The 15,483-nt window shown below is 76.2% G+C and carries 13 protein-coding genes and 1 rRNA gene; 1 reads left to right on the top strand and 13 read right to left on the bottom strand.

From position 1 onward, the window contains the following. The 13 genes from BUE37_RS22700 to pheS form a co-directional block, all read right to left on the bottom strand. Positions 1-93: ribosomal RNA gene (locus BUE37_RS22700) — 16S ribosomal RNA — on the bottom strand; the annotation flags it as partial. 372 nt (positions 94-465) lie between these two features. Then, the gene (gene tyrS / locus BUE37_RS22695) at positions 466-1,746 is read right to left on the bottom strand and encodes a tyrosine--tRNA ligase (protein WP_073422732.1); all 1,281 of its coding nucleotides are present in this window, start codon (positions 1,744-1,746) and stop codon (positions 466-468) included. Between the two features lie 4 nt (positions 1,747-1,750). Continuing rightward, positions 1,751-2,422 (bottom strand): DNA-3-methyladenine glycosylase, encoded by a 672-nt coding sequence (locus BUE37_RS22690; RefSeq protein ID WP_245794897.1) that lies wholly within the window; start codon positions 2,420-2,422, stop codon positions 1,751-1,753. Further along, positions 2,386-3,831 carry an argininosuccinate lyase gene (gene argH / locus BUE37_RS22685; protein ID WP_073422731.1) on the bottom strand — a complete coding sequence of 482 codons (1,446 nt, stop codon included), beginning with the start codon at positions 3,829-3,831 and terminating at the stop codon, positions 2,386-2,388. Before argH ends, BUE37_RS22690 begins: the two co-directional genes overlap by 37 nt. After that, positions 3,828-4,394 carry an arginine repressor gene (locus BUE37_RS22680; protein WP_073422730.1) on the bottom strand — a complete coding sequence of 189 codons (567 nt, stop codon included), beginning with the start codon at positions 4,392-4,394 and terminating at the stop codon, positions 3,828-3,830. The genes argH and BUE37_RS22680 overlap by 4 nt, the downstream gene beginning before the upstream one ends. A 13-nt stretch (positions 4,395-4,407) precedes the next feature. Continuing rightward, positions 4,408-5,355: an ornithine carbamoyltransferase gene (gene argF, locus BUE37_RS22675; RefSeq protein ID WP_073422729.1), complete on the bottom strand. Its 948-nt coding sequence runs from the start codon at positions 5,353-5,355 to the stop codon at positions 4,408-4,410. Further along, on the bottom strand, positions 5,352-6,542 hold the full coding sequence (locus BUE37_RS22670; RefSeq protein ID WP_073422728.1) for an acetylornithine transaminase: 1,191 nt from the start codon (positions 6,540-6,542) through the stop codon (positions 5,352-5,354). Before BUE37_RS22670 ends, argF begins: the two co-directional genes overlap by 4 nt. Beyond that, positions 6,539-7,540, bottom strand: coding sequence for an acetylglutamate kinase (gene argB, locus BUE37_RS22665; RefSeq protein ID WP_083629044.1), 1,002 nt, complete (start codon positions 7,538-7,540; stop codon positions 6,539-6,541). Before argB ends, BUE37_RS22670 begins: the two co-directional genes overlap by 4 nt. Further along, positions 7,537-8,703, bottom strand: a complete 1,167-nt coding sequence (argJ, locus tag BUE37_RS22660; protein ID WP_073422727.1) for a bifunctional glutamate N-acetyltransferase/amino-acid acetyltransferase ArgJ — start codon at positions 8,701-8,703, stop codon at positions 7,537-7,539. The genes argB and argJ overlap by 4 nt, the downstream gene beginning before the upstream one ends. Beyond that, positions 8,700-9,740 (bottom strand): N-acetyl-gamma-glutamyl-phosphate reductase, encoded by a 1,041-nt coding sequence (gene argC, locus BUE37_RS22655; RefSeq protein WP_217651361.1) that lies wholly within the window; start codon positions 9,738-9,740, stop codon positions 8,700-8,702. Before argC ends, argJ begins: the two co-directional genes overlap by 4 nt. A gap of 359 nt (positions 9,741-10,099) precedes the next feature. Next, positions 10,100-10,906: an SDR family NAD(P)-dependent oxidoreductase gene (locus BUE37_RS22650; protein ID WP_073422738.1), complete on the bottom strand. Its 807-nt coding sequence runs from the start codon at positions 10,904-10,906 to the stop codon at positions 10,100-10,102. Continuing rightward, complete coding sequence (gene pheT, locus BUE37_RS22645; protein WP_073422725.1) at positions 10,899-13,376, bottom strand: phenylalanine--tRNA ligase subunit beta; 2,478 nt, start codon at positions 13,374-13,376, stop codon at positions 10,899-10,901. Before pheT ends, BUE37_RS22650 begins: the two co-directional genes overlap by 8 nt. Then, on the bottom strand, positions 13,376-14,443 hold the full coding sequence (pheS, locus tag BUE37_RS22640) for a phenylalanine--tRNA ligase subunit alpha (protein WP_073422724.1): 1,068 nt from the start codon (positions 14,441-14,443) through the stop codon (positions 13,376-13,378). Before pheS ends, pheT begins: the two co-directional genes overlap by 1 nt. Before the next feature lie 135 nt (positions 14,444-14,578). Between pheS and BUE37_RS22635 the strand changes: the two genes are divergently transcribed. After that, the gene (locus BUE37_RS22635; RefSeq protein WP_073422723.1) at positions 14,579-15,421 is read left to right on the top strand and encodes an EamA family transporter; all 843 of its coding nucleotides are present in this window, start codon (positions 14,579-14,581) and stop codon (positions 15,419-15,421) included. Positions 15,422-15,483: the final 62 nt, after the last annotated feature.

Below are 15,483 nucleotides of genomic sequence, written 5' to 3'. Positions count from 1 at the left end.
ACTGATCCCCTCCGAAGAGGTTCACCGTTCGACTTGCATGTGTTAAGCACGCCGCCAGCGTTCGTCCTGAGCCAGGATCAAACTCTCCGTAGATGTTCGATACCGGCTGAGAACCGCGACCTGACAGATCGCGATATCAATCAACCAAAGGAATCCCAAGACCCGACCGGTAACACCGACCAGGCCACGGGGTTATTACTTGGCACTGACTTTCGGCACGCTGTTGAGTTCTCAAGGAGCGGACGCACACCAACTCGACCCTTCCGGGCTCCGTCAGCAGCGGCTTGTCCTACTGTACGCCCGCATCGGGGGCTCCTACCGGGGCCTCTCCGCTGCCCTCCCGGGCCGTGCGGCGCGCAGAGAGAAAGTTACGTGGCTGTCGGACCCGTGTCAAACCCGGGCCGCGGTGACGCCGGACACCGTTCCGGAACCGGCGTGTCACACGCCGTTCACACGGGCGTCGAGCTAGGGCGTCACCCGCTGCACGCCGGCCACGGACCGCTTGCCGCGGCGCAGCACCAGCCAGCCGCCGGGCAGCCAGGCGTCCTCCCCGGGCACGGCGTCGGCGTTGGTCACCCGCTCGTTGTTCAGGTAGGCGCCGCCCTCCTTCACCGTCCGCCGGGCCTCGGACAGGCTGGCGACGAGGCCGGTCTGCTGGAGGAGCTGCGCGACGGTCGGCGTCCCGCCGTCGACGGTGACGCTGCCGGCCTCCCGCAGGGCGGCGGCCAGCGTCTCGGGCCCCAGGGCGGCGAGGTCGTCGCGCCCGAAGAGCGCACGCCCGGCCGCCTCCGCCTGGCGCAGCTCCTCGGGCCCGTGCACCAGGGCCGTCAGCTCCTCGGCCAGCGCGCGCTGCGCCGCCCGGGAGGCCGGCCGCTCGGTGCTCTCGGCGACGATCGCGGCCACCTCCTCGGCCGGGCGCTCGGAGAACTGGGGCAGCCAGGTGAGCGCGTCGGCGTCGTCGGCGTTGAGCCAGAACTGGAAGAACGCGTAGGGCGAGGTGAGCGACGGGTCCAGCCAGACCGTGCCGCCCTCGCTCTTGCCGAACTTCTGCCCGTCGGACTTGGTGACCAGCTGGGTCGACAGGGCGTGCACGCCGGCGCCCTCGACGCGCCGCACCAGGTCGATGCCGGCGGTGAGGTTGCCCCACTGGTCGGAGCCGCCGGTCTGGAGCGTCACCCCGTGCCGGCGGAAGAGCTGCAGGTAGTCGTGCGCCTGGAGGATCTGGTAGCTGAACTCGGTGTAGCTGATGCCCGCCTCGGAGTTCAGCCGGGCCGACACCGCCTCCTTGGCGAGCATCCGGCCGACCCGGAAGTGCTTGCCGAGGTCGCGCAGCAGGTCGATCGCCGAGAGCGGCTCGGTCCAGGTGAGGTTGTCGACGTACACCGGGGCGGGCAGGTCCTCGCGCTCGGCCGGCAGCTCGAGGAACGGCGCCAGTTGCCGGCGGATGCTGTCGACCCAGCCGGCCACCGTGGCGCGGTCGTTGAGCTGGCGCTCCGCCGTCGGCCGGGGGTCGCCGATCAGCCCGGTGGCGCCGCCGACCAGCACCACCGGCCGGTGCCCGGCCCGCTGCAGCGCCCGCAGGACCATGACCTGCACCAGGTGGCCGACGTGCAGGCTCGGCGCGGTGGGGTCGAACCCGCAGTAGTAGGTGACCGGTCCCCCGGCGAGGTGCGCGGACAGCGCGGCCTCGTCGGTGGTCTGGGCAATGAGGCCGCGGCGCTTCAGCTCGGGGAGGACGTCGGTCACGGGATCAATCCTGCCCGGCGCCCCGGGGACGCCGGCGTCCCCCCGGGCGGAACGCGCTCACCGACGGCGCTCCGGTCTCCCAGAAGCGCCACGGCAGCTCGGTCGCCCGGCTGATGCCGACCCGGGGCCCGGCCGACACCCCGGCCGGCGGCTCCCCCGCGTGCAGGCGCACCGGGGAGGCGGGGTCGAGGACGTCGGCGCCGCCGTCGCCCGGCCCGATCGCCAGCGCCGCGGTGAGCCGGGCGGGCCCGCGGGCGAGGTCCCGCGGCACCCGGGCGGAGGGACGGCGGACGGCGGCCAGGGACTCCCCCACCACCACCTCGCCGGCGCGCAGCAGCACCGCCGACCCGCGCCCCGCCGGGCCGACGACGACGTTGGCGCACCAGTGCACGCCGTAGCTGAAGTACACGTAGAGGCGTCCGGGCGGGCCGAACATGATCGCCGCGCGCGGCGTCGGCCCGCGGTGGGCGTGCGAGGCGGGGTCCTCCCCCTCCCCCGAGTACGCCTCCACCTCGGTGAGCCGCACGGCGACGGTGCCCTCGGGCCGGTCGGTGACCACCCAGCAGCCGAGCAGGGCCGGCGCGACCTCGTCGACCGGCCCGAGCAGCTCGTCGGCGGTGAGCAGCCGCCCCGGCGAGGTCAGAGCGCGGCCGCCACGGGCGAGCCGGCCGACCACCGGCCGTGCGCGGCGGCGACGTCCTTCAGCGCCGCGAGCTGGCCCGCGACCCGCTCGGGCGCCGTCCCCCCGCGGGTGCTGCGGGCCTCCAGCGCGCCGCGCACCGAGAGCACGGAGCGCACCTCGGGGGTGAGCCGCTCGTCGATGCCGGCGAGCTGGTCGTCGTCGAGCTCGTCGAGCTCGACGCCCGCCTCCTCGCAGAAGGCGACCATCGCGCCGGAGATCTCGTGCGCCGAGCGGAACGGGACGCCGTTGCGCACCAGCCACTCCGCGACGTCGGTGGCCAGCGCGAAGCCCTGCGGGGCGGCGGCCTCGAGCACCTCCGGGCGCAGCGTCAGCGTGGCGACCATCCCGGTGACCGCGGGCAGCAGGAGCAGCAGCTGCTCGAGGGAGTCGAAGACCGGCTCCTTGTCCTCCTGCAGGTCGCGGTCGTAGGCCAGCGGCAGGCCCTTGAGCATGGTGAGCAGGCCGGTCAGGTTCCCGACGAACCGGCCGGACTTGCCGCGCGCGAGCTCGGCGATGTCGGGGTTCTTCTTCTGCGGCATGATCGACGACCCGGTGGCCCAGGCGTCGTCGAGGCGGGCCCAGCCGAACTCGGTCGACGTCCAGAGCACGACCTCCTCCCCCAGCCGGGACAGGTGGACGCCGATGAGGGCGGCCGCGAAGCAGAACTCGGCGGCGAAGTCGCGGTCGCTGACCGCGTCGATCGAGTTGTCGGCGGCCCGGTCGAAGCCGAGCTCGGCGGCGACGGCGTCGGGGTCCAGCGGCAGCGACGAGCCGGCCAGCGCGCCCGAGCCCAGCGGGCTGACGGCGGCGCGGCGGTCCCAGTCCTGCAGCCGGTCGACGTCGCGGGCGAAGGCGTGCGCGTGCGCGAGCAGCTGGTGGGCGATGAGCACCGGCTGGGCGTGCTGGAGGTGGGTCATGCCGGGGGCCGGCACGTCCTGGTACCGCTCGGCCAGCCCGAGGAGGGCGTACTCCAGCGAGGAGAGCTCCCCGACCAGGGCGCGCACGTTGTGGCGGAGGTAGAGCCGCAGGTCGGTGGCGACCTGGTCGTTGCGGGACCGGCCGGCGCGCAGCTTCCCGCCGAGCGTGCCGAGCTTGGCGATCAGGCCCCGCTCGAGCGCCTCGTGCACGTCCTCGTCGGCCTCGACGGGCGCGAAGGTGCCGGCGGCGACCTCGGCCGACAGCTCGGTGAGCGCCCCGAGCATCTGCTCGAGCTCGTCGTCGGCGAGCAGGCCGGCGCGGTGCAGCACGCGGGCGTGCGCGCGGGAGCCGGCCAGGTCGTAGGGGGCGAGCCGCCAGTCGACGTCGGTGGACTTCGACAGCGCCGCCATGGCCGGGGAGGGGCCGCCGCCGAAGCGGCCGCCCCAGAGCCGGGTCTGCGAGGCGGGGGCGGTCGGGTCGGTCACGGGGTCGGTCCTCCGGGGGGCTCAGGGACGGGGGCGTCGTCGGTCAGGTCGCTGTGCAGCTCGGGGTAGACGGCGGGGGTCCGCGCGGCCATCGCCCGCAGCCGCTCGGCCAGCGCGGGGCCGCCGTCGGGGGCGCGGGAGACGACGAGCAGCGTGTCGTCCCCGGCGATGGTGCCCAGCACGTCGGGCAGTCCCACCTTGTCCAGCGCCGAGGCGAGGAACTGGGCGGCCCCGGGCGGGGTGCGCAGGACGGCGAGGTTGGCGCTGCCGTCGGCGCTGGTGAGCAGGTCGGCCAGCAGCCGGGTGAGCCGGGCGGGCGCGGCCTGGGCCGGGCGCAGCGGGGCGTTCTCCGGCGGCAGCACGTAGGACGCCGGGGCGCCGTCGGTGCCGCGCAGCTTGACGGCGCCGAGCTCCTCGAGGTCGCGGGACAGCGTGGCCTGGGTGACCTCGATGCCGCCGTCGGCCAGCAGGGCCGCCAGCTGGGTCTGGGAGGTGACCGGCCGGGCGGTGATCAGCTCGGCGATGCGGGCCTGCCGGGCCGAGCGGGTCAGCGCCCCGGTCACGCGCGGTCCCCCGTCACCCGGATCGCTCCAGGAGCCACACCAGCAGGGCCTTCTGGGCGTGCAGCCGGTTCTCCGCCTCGTCCCAGACGGCCGACCGCGGGCCGTCGATCACGTCGGCGGCGATCTCCTTGCCCCGGTAGGCGGGCAGGCAGTGCAGGACGACGACGTCGTCGGCGGCGCGGTCGACCGCGGCCTGGTCCAGCGCGTAGGGCAGGAACGGCGCGACCCGGGCGTCGTACTCGTCCTCCTGGCCCATGGAGACCCAGGTGTCGGTGACCAGCACGTCGGCGCCGTCGGCGGCGGCCGCGGCGTCGGCGGTCCACTGCACCGAGCCGCCGGTCTCGGCGGCGATCTCCGCCGCCCGCTTGAGCACGTCCGGGGCGGGCTGGTAGCCCTCCGGCGAGCCGATGCGCACGTGCATGCCGGCCGTGGCGCCGCCGAGCAGGTAGGAGTGCGCCATGTTGTTGGCGCCGTCGCCGAGGTAGGTGAGCGACCGGCCGGCCAGCGACCCCCTGCGCTCGATCACCGTCTGCAGGTCGGCGAGGATTTGGCAGGGGTGGAAGTCGTCGGTGAGCGCGTTGACCACCGGCACGCGGCTGGTGGCGGCCATGGTCTCCAGCCGGTCCTGGCCGAAGGTGCGCCACACGATCGCCGACACCTGCCGGTCGAGGACCCGGGTGGTGTCCTCCACCGGCTCGCCGCGCCCGAGCTGGCTGGACCCGGCGTCGATGACCAGCGGGTACCCGCCGAGCTCGGCGACGCCGACGGAGAACGACACCCGGGTGCGGGTGGAGGGCTTGTCGAACAGGACGGCGACCGCGCGGGGCACCCCGTTCGCGGCCCGCAGCGGGGTGGGCGCGGCGTCGGTGTGCCGGGTGCGCTTGAGCTCGGCGGCCAGCGCCAGGACCTCGGCCTGCTCGCCGGGGGTGAGGTCGTCGTCGCGGGTGAGGTGCCGGATCACGGGGCGGTCTCCTGGAGGGCGGCGTCGAGGGCCGCGGGGAGGGCGGCGACGAACGCGTCGACCTGGGCGTCCGTCACGAGCAGGGAGGGGGCCAGCCGCACCACGTCGGGGGCGACGGCGTTGGTGAGGAAGCCGGCGGCGCGCAGGTGCGCCTCCAGGGCGGCGGCGGCCGGGGCCGTGAGGACGACGCCGAGCAGCGCGCCCCTCCCCCGCACGCCGGAGACGCCGGGGTGGCCGAGGCCCTCGATGCCGGCGGTGAACCGGTGCTCGAGCTCCTTGGCCCGCTCGAGCAGGCCCTCGTCGCGCACGGTGTCGAGGACGGCGAGCGCGGCGGCGCAGGCGATCGGGTTGCCGCCGAACGTCGAGCCGTGGGAGCCGGCGGTCATCAGCTCGGCGGCGTCGCCGAAGGCGAGCGTGGCGCCCAGCGGCAGGCCGCCGCCGATCGCCTTGGCCAGCGTGATCAGGTCGGGCTGGAGCCCGTCCGCCTGGGAGGCGAACCAGTGCCCGGTGCGGCCGGTGCCGGTCTGCACCTCGTCAACGGCGAACAGCGCCCCGGCGTCGGCGGCGGTGCGGGCGGCCGCGGCCAGGTAGCCCGCCGGCGGGGGCAGCACGCCGCCCTCGCCGAGCATCGGCTCGAGCAGCACCATCGCCGTCTGCCCGCCGACCGCGCCGGCCAGCGCGGCGGCGTCGCCGTAGGGCACGTACCGGACGCCGCCGGGCAGCGGGGCGAACGCGGCGGCCTTCGACGGCTGCCCGGTGAGCGCGAGCGCGCCCATCGTGCGGCCGTGGAAGGCGCCCTCGGCGGTGACCACCTCGGGCCGGCCGGTGAGCCGGCTGATCTTGAAGGCGGCCTCGTTGGCCTCGGCGCCGGAGTTGCAGAAGAAGACCCGCCCGGGCCGGCCGGCGAGCTCCAGCAGCCGCTCGGCGAGGGTGACGCCGGGCTCGTGCATCGCCAGGTTGGAGACGTGGCCCAGGGTGCCCGCCTGCCGGGCGATCGCCTCGGTCACCCGCGGGTGGGCGTGGCCGAGGATCGTCGTCGCGATGCCGCCGAGCAGGTCGGTGTACTCGCGGCCGTCGACGTCCCACACGACCGACCCCTCGCCGCGCGCGAGCGCGACCGGGGGCGTGCGGTAGTTGCCCATCATCACGGCCGACCAGCGGGTGGCCAGCTCCTCCGTGTGGGTCATGCCGGCTCCTCTCCGCTCAGGCTGTGGGCGGGGACGACCATCGTCCCGGTGCCCTCGGTGGTGAACATCTCCAGCAGCAGGGCGTGCGGGGTGCGGCCGTCGACGACGGTCGCCCGCTTCAGCCCGCCCTCGACCGCCCGCAGGCAGGCGGCCATCTTCGGGATCATCCCGGCGTCGAGGTCCGGGAGGATCTCCGCGAGCTCGGCGGCGTCGATCTGCTGCACGAGCGAGTCGCGGTCGGGCCAGTCGGCGTAGAGGCCCTCGACGTCGGTGAGGACGACGAGCTTCACCGCGCCCAGCGCGACGGCGAGCGCCGCCGCGGCGGTGTCGGCGTTGACGTTGTGCACCACGCCGTCGCGGTCGGGGGCCACCGTGGCCACCACCGGGATCTTGCCGGCGGCCAGCAGCGCGGTGACCGGTGCCGGGTCGACCGCGGCGACGTCGCCCACCAGGCCGACGTCGACCGGCTCGCCATCGACGACGGCCGTCGTCCTCTCGGCGGTGAACAGCCCGCCGTCCTCCCCGGACAGGCCGACCGCGAGCGGGCCGTGGGAGTTGATCAGCCCCACGACCTCCGGGCCGACCTGGCCGGTGAGCACCATGCGGACCACCTCGACGGTCTCCGGGGTGGTCACCCGCAGGCCGCCGCGGAACTCGCTCGCGATGCCGAGCCGGGACAGCATCCCGGTGATCTGCGGGCCGCCGCCGTGGACGACGACGGGCAGGATGCCGCAGGTCCGCAGGAACACCATGTCCTCGGCGAAGGCGCGGCGGCACTCCTCGTCGACCATCGCGTGGCCGCCGTACTTGATCACCACCACGTTGCCGTGGAACTCGCGCAGCCACGGCAGCGCCCCGGTGAGGACGGCGACCTTGCGGGCGTCGCCCTCCGGGTCGTAGGTGCGCATCACCCGGGTGGTGCCGATGCGGCGGCGCGGCGGCGGGGGCTGCTCGTCGACCCGGACGTCGGGCGGGCTCGGGTCCTGTGCGGTGCTCATGTGGAGTACGCCGAGTTCTCGTGCACGTAGGCGATGGACAGGTCGTTGGTCCAGATCGTGGCCTGCTCGGTGCCGGCCCGGAGGTCGACGTCGATGGTGATGGCCCGGCCGGTGAGGTCGACGCCCTCGCGCGGGTCGCCGATGGCGCCGCCCCGGCAGACGGTCACGCCGTTGATCGTGACGTCGACGCCGTCGGGCTCGAAGGCGGCGTCGGTGGTGCCGATGGCGGCGAGCACCCGGCCCCAGTTGGGGTCGTTGCCGAACAGCGCCGTCTTGAGCAGGTTGTTGCGCGCGCAGGCCCGGCCGGCGGTGAGCGCGTCGCGCACGCTGGCCGCGTTGCGGACGGTGATCGCGATGTCCTTGGTGGAGCCCTCGGCGTCGGCGAGCAGCTGCATGGCGAGGTCGGTGGCCGCGGCGGTGAGCGCCTCGGCCACCTCCGCCGCGGTCGGCGTGACGCCGCTGGCGCCGTTCGCCATGGCGATGACGGTGTCGTTGGTGGACAGGCAGCCGTCGGAGTCGACCCGCTCGAAGCTGACGCCGGTGGCGGCCGCCAGCGCCTCCTGCAGGACGGCCGGCTCGACGGCGGCGTCGGTGGTGAGGACGACGAGCATCGTGGCGAGGCTCGGCGCGAGCATCCCGGCGCCCTTGGCCATGCCGCCGACGGACCAGCCGTCGCGCTGCTGCACCGTCGTCTTGGGCACCGAGTCGGTGGTCATGATCGCCCGGGCGGCGTCGGGACCGCCGTCGGCGGACAGCGCCCCTGCGGCGGCGGTGACGCCGGGCAGCAGCCGGTCCATCGGCAGCCGGACGCCGATCAGCCCGGTGGAGGCGACGGCGACGTCGACCGCGCCGACCTCCAGACCGGCACGCCCGAGCGCGGCGGCGGTGTGCTCGGCGGTGGCGTGGGTGTCCTGGAAGCCCTCGGGGCCGGTGCACGCGTTGGCGCCGCCGGAGTTGAGGACGACCGCCCGCAGCCGCCCGCCGGAGAGGACCTGCCGGCTCCACAGCACCGGCGCGGCCGGGAAGCGGTTGGTGGTGAAGACGGCGGCCGCGGCGGCCTGCGGGCCGTCGTTGACGACCAGCGCGACGTCCTGGGCGCCGGTGCTCTTGAGCCCGGCCGCGACGCCGGCGGCCCGGAAGCCCACGGGTGCGGTGACGCTCACGGGGCCACCCCCACCAGCGGGAGGCCCGCGGTCTCGGGCAGGCCGAGGGCGATGTTCGCGCTCTGGACAGCCCCGCCCGCGGTGCCCTTGGTCAGGTTGTCGACGGCGGCGACGACGACCAGCCGGCCGGCGTCGGGGTCGACGGCGACCTGCACCGCGACCGTGTTGGCACCGAGCACCTGCGCGGTGGTGGGCCACTGGCCCTCGGGCAGCAGGTGCACGAACGGCTCGTCGCCGTAGGCCTCTGCGTAGGCGGCCCGCGCGGCGCCGGCGTCGGTGCCCGGCCGCAGCGGCGCCGAGCAGGTGGCGAGGATGCCCCGGCTCATCGGCACCAGCGTGGGCGTGAAGCTGATCCGCACCGGCTGGCCGGCGGCGGCGCCGAGGGTCTGCGCCATCTCCGGGGTGTGCCGGTGGACGCCGCCGACGCCGTAGGCGCTCACCGATCCCATGACCTCGCTGCCGAGCAGGTGTGGCTTCGCGGCCTTGCCCGCGCCGGAGGTGCCGGAGGCGGCGACCACGACGACGTCGGGCTCGACCAGGCCCGCGGCCAGCGCCGGGGCCATCGCGAGGGTGACCGACGTCGGGTAGCAGCCGGGGACGGCGATCCGCCGCGCCCCGGCGAGCTTCTCCCGCTGGCCGGCGAGCTCGGGCAGGCCGTACGGCCAGGAGCCGGAGTGCTCGCCGCCGTACCAGCGGGCCCAGGCGGCCGGGTCCTCGAGCCGGTGGTCGGCGCCGCAGTCGATGACGAGCGTGTCCTCGGGCAGCTGCGCGGCGATCGCGGCCGACTCCCCGTGCGGGAGCGCGAGGACGACGACGTCGTAGCCGGCGAGGTCCGCGGGAGCGCTGGGCCGCACCTCGAGGTCGGCGAAGGGCAGCAGGTGGGGCTGCAGCTCGCCCAGGCGTCGGCCGGCGCTCGAGTTGGCGTGCACCCCGGCGAGCCGGAGGTGCGGGTGCCCGGCCAGCAGCCGGACCACCTCACCGCCCGCGTACCCGGTGGCGCCGGTGACCCCGACCGTCCACGTCTGCCCTGTGTTCACGATGCATGACCATACAGGGGCGTGCATGACCTTTCATTGCCGGGGTCGGGTCCCCGTGCCCGGCACGGTCGTGCTCTGCACGCGGTGGTGTGCAGAGCACGACCTCCCCGGAGGACGCACGGCGTCCCGAGCCGGGTCGTGCTCTGCCCCGCCGGTGTGGGCAGAGCACGAGCACCCGCGGGGAGAGTCCTCGAGCACTGCCCCGCGGGGGTGGGCAGAGCACGAGCACCCGCAGGCGGAGTCCTCGAGCACTGCCCCGTGGGGGTGGGCAGAGCACGAGCACCCGCAGGCGGAGTCCTCGAGCACTGCCCCGTGGGGGTGGGCAGAGCACGGGCCGCCGCGGAGGAACAGGCGCAGGGTCAGGCCAGGGGGTCGGCGTCGCCGTACGGGAGCAGCCGCAGCCGGCGGGCGTCGCCGGCCGGGGTGGTGGCGCGCAGGGCGTCCAGGGTGTCGGCGCCGGCGCGCAGGAAGCGCCCCGACCACGCGTCGAGCTCCCCGGCGGCGATGGCCACGACGAGGTCGACGACGTCGGCGGGCCGGGTCCACTCGGTGCGGCCGGCGTGCATCGGCATGGCGCGGGTCATCGCGGTGTCGACGACGCCCGGCGCCACGTCGAACGCGCGCACGCCGTGCCCGGCGCCGGCCAGCCCGATCGCCTCGGTGATCCGCATCTGCGCGGACTTGCCGGCCGAGTAGGCGCTGTAGCGCGCGTCGCCGCGGGTGCCCAGGCCGCTGGCCAGCCCGACCATGCGCCCGCCGCCGGCCGCGAGCATCCCCGGCAGCACGGCGCGGGCGAGGAGGAACGGCCCGCGCACCTGGCTCTCCACCACCGACCACCACTGCTCGGGGTCGGCCTCCCACAGCGGCACCTCGGCGGCGTCGATCGCGCCCGCGTTGTTGACCAGCAGGCCGACCGGTCCCAGCTCCGGGGTCACCCGGGCGACGGCGGCGTCGACCGCGGCGGCGTCGGTGACGTCGGCGGGCACGGCCAGCGTGCGCGCCCCGGTGGCCGCGGCGACGTCGTCCATCGCCGCCCGCAGCCGCTCCCCGCCGCGGGCGAGGCCGGCGACGGCGGCGCCGCGGGCGGCCAGCCCCTCGGCGAGGTGCCGGCCGATGCCCGCGGACGCCCCGGTGACGAGCGCGACCAGCCCGGAGAGGTCAGGCATCACCACTGCGCAGGGTGATCCCCTGCATGGCGACGACGGCGAGGATGCCCTCGCGCACCTGGGCGACGTCGGCCGCGGTGAGCGTGCGGTCGGGCGCGCGCAGCACCAGCGAGTACGCCAGCGAGCGCGACCCGGCCGGCACCGGCGGGCCGGAGTAGACGTCGAACAGGCGCACCGCCTCGAACAGCTCGCCCGCTCCCCCGCGCACCAGCGACTCGACGTGCGAGGCGGTGACCTCGTCGGGCACGACGAAGGCGAGGTCGAGGAACACCGGCGGGAAGGCGGAGATCCGCGGGCCGACGGGCACCGGCCGGGCCGGCAGCGCATCGACGTCGAGCTCCATCACCGACGTGCGGGCGGGCAGGTCCAGCGCCGCGCACACCCGCGGGTGCAGCTCGCCGGCGTACCCGGCCACGACGTCGTCGTCGCCGACGCGCACGACCAGCTCGGCGCAGCGGCCCGGGTGCCAGGGCGCCCGCTCGCCGGGGCGGACGAACAGCTCCACGCCCGCGGCCGCGGCCACCACGCGCGCGGCCTGCACGGCGTCGGCCCAGCCGGCCGGGCGGCCCGGGCCCCACCAGCCGCGCGGCTCGCGCTGGCCGGCGAGGGCGACGGCGACGTGCCACGGCTGCTCGGGCACCGCGCCCATCAGCGCGGCGAGCGTCTCGTCGTCGGGCCGGGCGTCGACGCCGGGCAGCGGCGCGGGGGTGCGGTCGCCGCCGCGGAAGACCGCGCCGTGCTCGAACAGGGCGAGGTCGCGCTGCCCGCGGGCCAGGTTGCGGGCCAGGGTGGCGAGCAGGCCCGGCAGCAGCGTGGTGCGCAGCGCCGGCTCCTCCTCCGACAGCGGGTTGCGCACGAGGACCACGGCGCGCCGCTCGTCGTCGGCGTCCAGGCCGAGGGCGTCGAACACCGACGGCGCGAGGAACGGATAGGCCGGCGCCTCGACGTGGCCGGCCTCGGCCAGCGCCCGGCCGATCGCGCGGCGGCGGCGCTGGGTCTCGGTCAGCCCGCGCCCGGGCGGGGCGGTGGGCAGCACGGAGGGGACGTCGTCGTAGCCGGCGAGGCGGACGACCTCCTCGACCAGGTCGGCCGGGTCGGTGAGGTCGGGGCGCCAGGACGGCGGGGTGACGGTGAGCCGGTCCCCGTCGGCCTCGACGGCGCAGCCGACGGCGCCGAGCAGCTCGACCACCTGCTCCGGCGGGTAGGGCACGCCGGAGACCCGGCCGGGCCGGTCGGCGGCCAGCGCGATGGACGGGCGCGAGCGGCGGGTGTCGACGTCGACCGGCGCGCCGACGACGCGGGCGCCGCCGTACTCGGCGAGCAGCGCCGCCGCGCGGGCGAGCGCGACGACGGTCATCTCCGGGTCGACGCCGCGCTCGAAGCGGCGGGCCGCCTCGCTGGGCAGCCGGTGCCGGCGGGCGGTGCGGGCCACCCCGGTCGGCTCCCAGTGCGCGGCCTCCAGCAGGACGTCCGTCGTGCCGTCACCGATCTCGGTGGACGCCCCGCCCATGACCGCGGCCAGCCCGATCGGGCCGGTGTCGTCGGTGATGAGCAGGTCGTCGTCGGACAGCACGCGGTCGGCGCCGTCGAGGGTGGTCAGCCGCTCGCCCTCGCGGGCCCGGCGGACGACGATCGGGCCGGTCACCGCGGCGCGGTCGAAGGCGTGCATCGGCTGGCCGAGCTCGAGCATCACGTAGTTGGTGACGTCGACGGCCAGCGAGATCGACCGGATGCCGGACTGGGCCAGCCGGCGGCGCATCCACCAGGGGCTGGGCGCGGTCGGGTCGAGGCCCTCCAGCGCGACCATCGAGAACCGGTCGCAGCGCTCGGCGTCGGCGACGGTGACGTCCCACGCCGCCTCGCCGGACCAGCTCGGGTCCTCGGCGGCGCCCGGGTCCCGCCAGCCGACCGCGAGGCCGGTGCCCATCTCGCGGGCGATGCCGCGCATGGACAGGCAGTAGCCGCGGTCGGGGGTGACGGCCAGCTCGACGACGACGTCGTCGAGGCCCACGACCGGGCGGGCGTCGGCGCCGGGCTCGAACCCGTCGCCGAGCACGAGGATCCCGGCGTGGTCCTCGCCGATGCCGAGCTCGCGGACCGAGCAGATCATCCCGTCGGACACGTGGTCGTAGGTCTTCCGCGCGGCGATAGCGAACCCGCCGGGCAGCACCGCGCCGGGCAGCGCGACGACGACGGTGTCGCCGACGGCGAAGTTCCGGGCGCCGCAGACGATGCCGCGCGGCTGCGCCTCCCCGACGTCGACCTGGCACCAGCGGATCGGCTTCTTGAAGCCCGTGAGCTCCTCGATCCCCAGCACCCGGCCGACCACCAGCGGGCCGGTGACCTCGGCCGGGGTGTGGACCTCCTCGACCTCGAGGCCCAGCCGGACGAAGGCGGCGTCGAGCTCCTCGACGGTCGTCCCGGCGGGGACGTCGACGTACTCGGCCAGCCAGCCGACGGGGACCCGCATCAGAGCTCCACTCCGAACGCCGTCGTGAACCGGACGTCGCCCTCGACGATGTCGCGCATGTCGCCGACGCCCGAGCGGAACTGCAGCGCCCGCTCGATGCCCATGCCGAAGGCGAAGCCGCTGAACTCCTCGGGGTCGACCCCGCAGGCCACGAGCACCCGCGGGTTGACCATCCCGCAGCCGCCCCACTCGACCCAGCGCGGGCCGTCGCGGTGCTCGGGGAACCAGACGTCGAACTCCGCCGAGGGCTCGGTGAACGGGAAGTAGCTCGGCCGCCAGCGGGTGATCGCCTCCGGGCCGAACAGCGACCGTGCCAGGGAGTCCAGCGTGCCGCGCAGGTGGGCCATGCTCAGGCCGCGGTCGACCGCGAGGCCCTCCACCTGGTGGAACACCGGGGTGTGCGTCGCGTCGAGCTCGTCGGTGCGGTAGACCCGCCCGGGCGCGACGACGTAGACCGGCGGCGTGCGGGACAGCAGCGTGCGCGCCTGCACCGGGCTCGTGTGGGTGCGCAGCACCAGGCCGGAGTCCTCGGGCGCCACGAAGAGGGTGTCCATCATCGTGCGCGCCGGGTGGTCGCGGCCGATGTTGAGCGCGTCGAAGTTCAGCCACTCGGCCTCGAGCTCGGGGCCGTCGGCGACCTCGTAGCCCATGCCGACGAAGACGTCGGCGATGCGCTCCTGCAGTGTGGTCAGCGGGTGCCGGGCGCCACGCGGCGCGCGGTCCCAGGGCAGGGTGACGTCGACCCGCTCCTCGGCCAGCACCCGCGCGTCGCGCTCGGCCTCGAGCTCCCCGCGGCGGGCGTCGAAGGCCTCGGTGACGGCGACGCGCGCGGCGTTGACGCGCTTGCCGGCGTCGGCGCGGGCGGCCGGCGGCAGCGCGCCGAGCTCGCGGCGGGCCAGCGGCACGGGCGCGCGGTCACCGAGGTGGGCCGGGCGGGCGGCGGCCAGCGCGTCGAGGTCGGCCGCGGCCGCGAAGGCCTCCCGGGCCGCCGCGACGGCTCCATCGAGGGCCTCGGCGGACAGGGCCGCGACCTGCTTGGGGTCGTAGGGGTCGTTGGCGCCGGACACGGGAGGCCATTCTGCCCGGCTCCCCTCCCCGTCCGCCTGCGGGTTCCGGTCCCGTCGGCGGCGGCTGCCAGGATCGGGCGGCACGGCGGGCCGGCAGGGCGGTGCGGCGGGGACGGACACGGGGAGGCGCACCGGATGGCGACGCTGCTGGCGCTGGCCTCGGCCGTCGTCTACGGGATGGCCGACTTCGCCGGCGGCATGGCCAGCCGGCGGGTCGCCGCGGCCACCGTCGTCGCGCTGTCGCAGGCCGCGGGCCTGCTCACCGTGGCGCTGCTGCTGCCGTGGCTCGGCGGTGACCCGGCGCCTGCGGACCTGTTGTGGGGGGCGGTCGCCGGGATCGCCGGCGGCGCCGGGCTGGTCCTCTTCTACCGGGCGCTGGCCACCGGCGTGATGAGCGTCGTGGCGCCGGTGACGGCGGTGTCGGCCGCGGCGCTGCCGGTGCTCGGCGGGCTGCTGCTCGGCGAGCGGCTGGGCGCGGTGGCGGTCACCGGCATCGTCCTGGCGCTGGTCGCGGTGGTGCTGGTGTCGGCGGAGGGCGGGCTGGCCTCGCTGCGCTCGGCCCGGCTGTCGGCCGTCGCGCCCGCGCTGGCCGCCGGCGCGGGCTTCGGCCTGTTCTTCGTCGTGCTCGACCGCACCGGCGACGACGCCGGGCTCACGCCGCTGGCCGCCGCCCGCGTGGTGTCGGTGCTGCTCGTCGGTGGGCTGGCGCTGGCCGGCGGGTCGGGGCTCGGGGTGCCGCGGCGGGTCCTGCCGGTGGTGTTGCTGGCCGGCATCGGCGACATGACGGCCAACGCGCTGTTCCTCGTGGCCACCCAGGCCGGCGGGTCCCTGGCGATCACCGGCGTGCTGGCGTCGCTCTACCCGGTGAGCACGGTGGTGCTGGCGCAGGTGCTGCTCCGCGAGCGGCTGGTCGCCGCACAGCGGGCCGGGCTGGCCGCCGCGGCCGCGGCCGTCGTCCTCATCGCCCTCCCCTCCTGACCCTCCGGGGGGAGATCCCGGACCACCGGGTGTCGGATTCCGCCTCCCGTGCCGACAACGAC

This window comes from Geodermatophilus nigrescens (assembly GCF_900129495.1).
In the GTDB taxonomy this organism is placed as follows: Bacteria; Actinomycetota; Actinomycetes; order Mycobacteriales; family Geodermatophilaceae; genus Geodermatophilus; species Geodermatophilus nigrescens.
The sequence above is the reverse complement of the archived record's forward strand: the minus strand, read 5'-3'. Positions and strand labels throughout refer to the sequence as shown.

Coding starts and splice junctions, on each gene's coding strand:
- BUE37_RS22670 (WP_073422728.1), bottom strand. CDS start 6,542: ATGACCCACACGGAGGAGCTGGCCACCCGCTGGTCGGCCGTGATGATG.
- argB (WP_083629044.1), bottom strand. CDS start 7,540: ATGAGCACCGCACAGGACCCGAGCCCGCCCGACGTCCGGGTCGACGAG.
- BUE37_RS22650 (WP_073422738.1), bottom strand. CDS start 10,906: ATGCCTGACCTCTCCGGGCTGGTCGCGCTCGTCACCGGGGCGTCCGCG.
- pheT (WP_073422725.1), bottom strand. CDS start 13,376: ATGCGGGTCCCCGTCGGCTGGCTGGCCGAGTACGTCGACGTCCCCGCC.
- BUE37_RS22635 (WP_073422723.1), top strand. CDS start 14,579: ATGGCGACGCTGCTGGCGCTGGCCTCGGCCGTCGTCTACGGGATGGCC.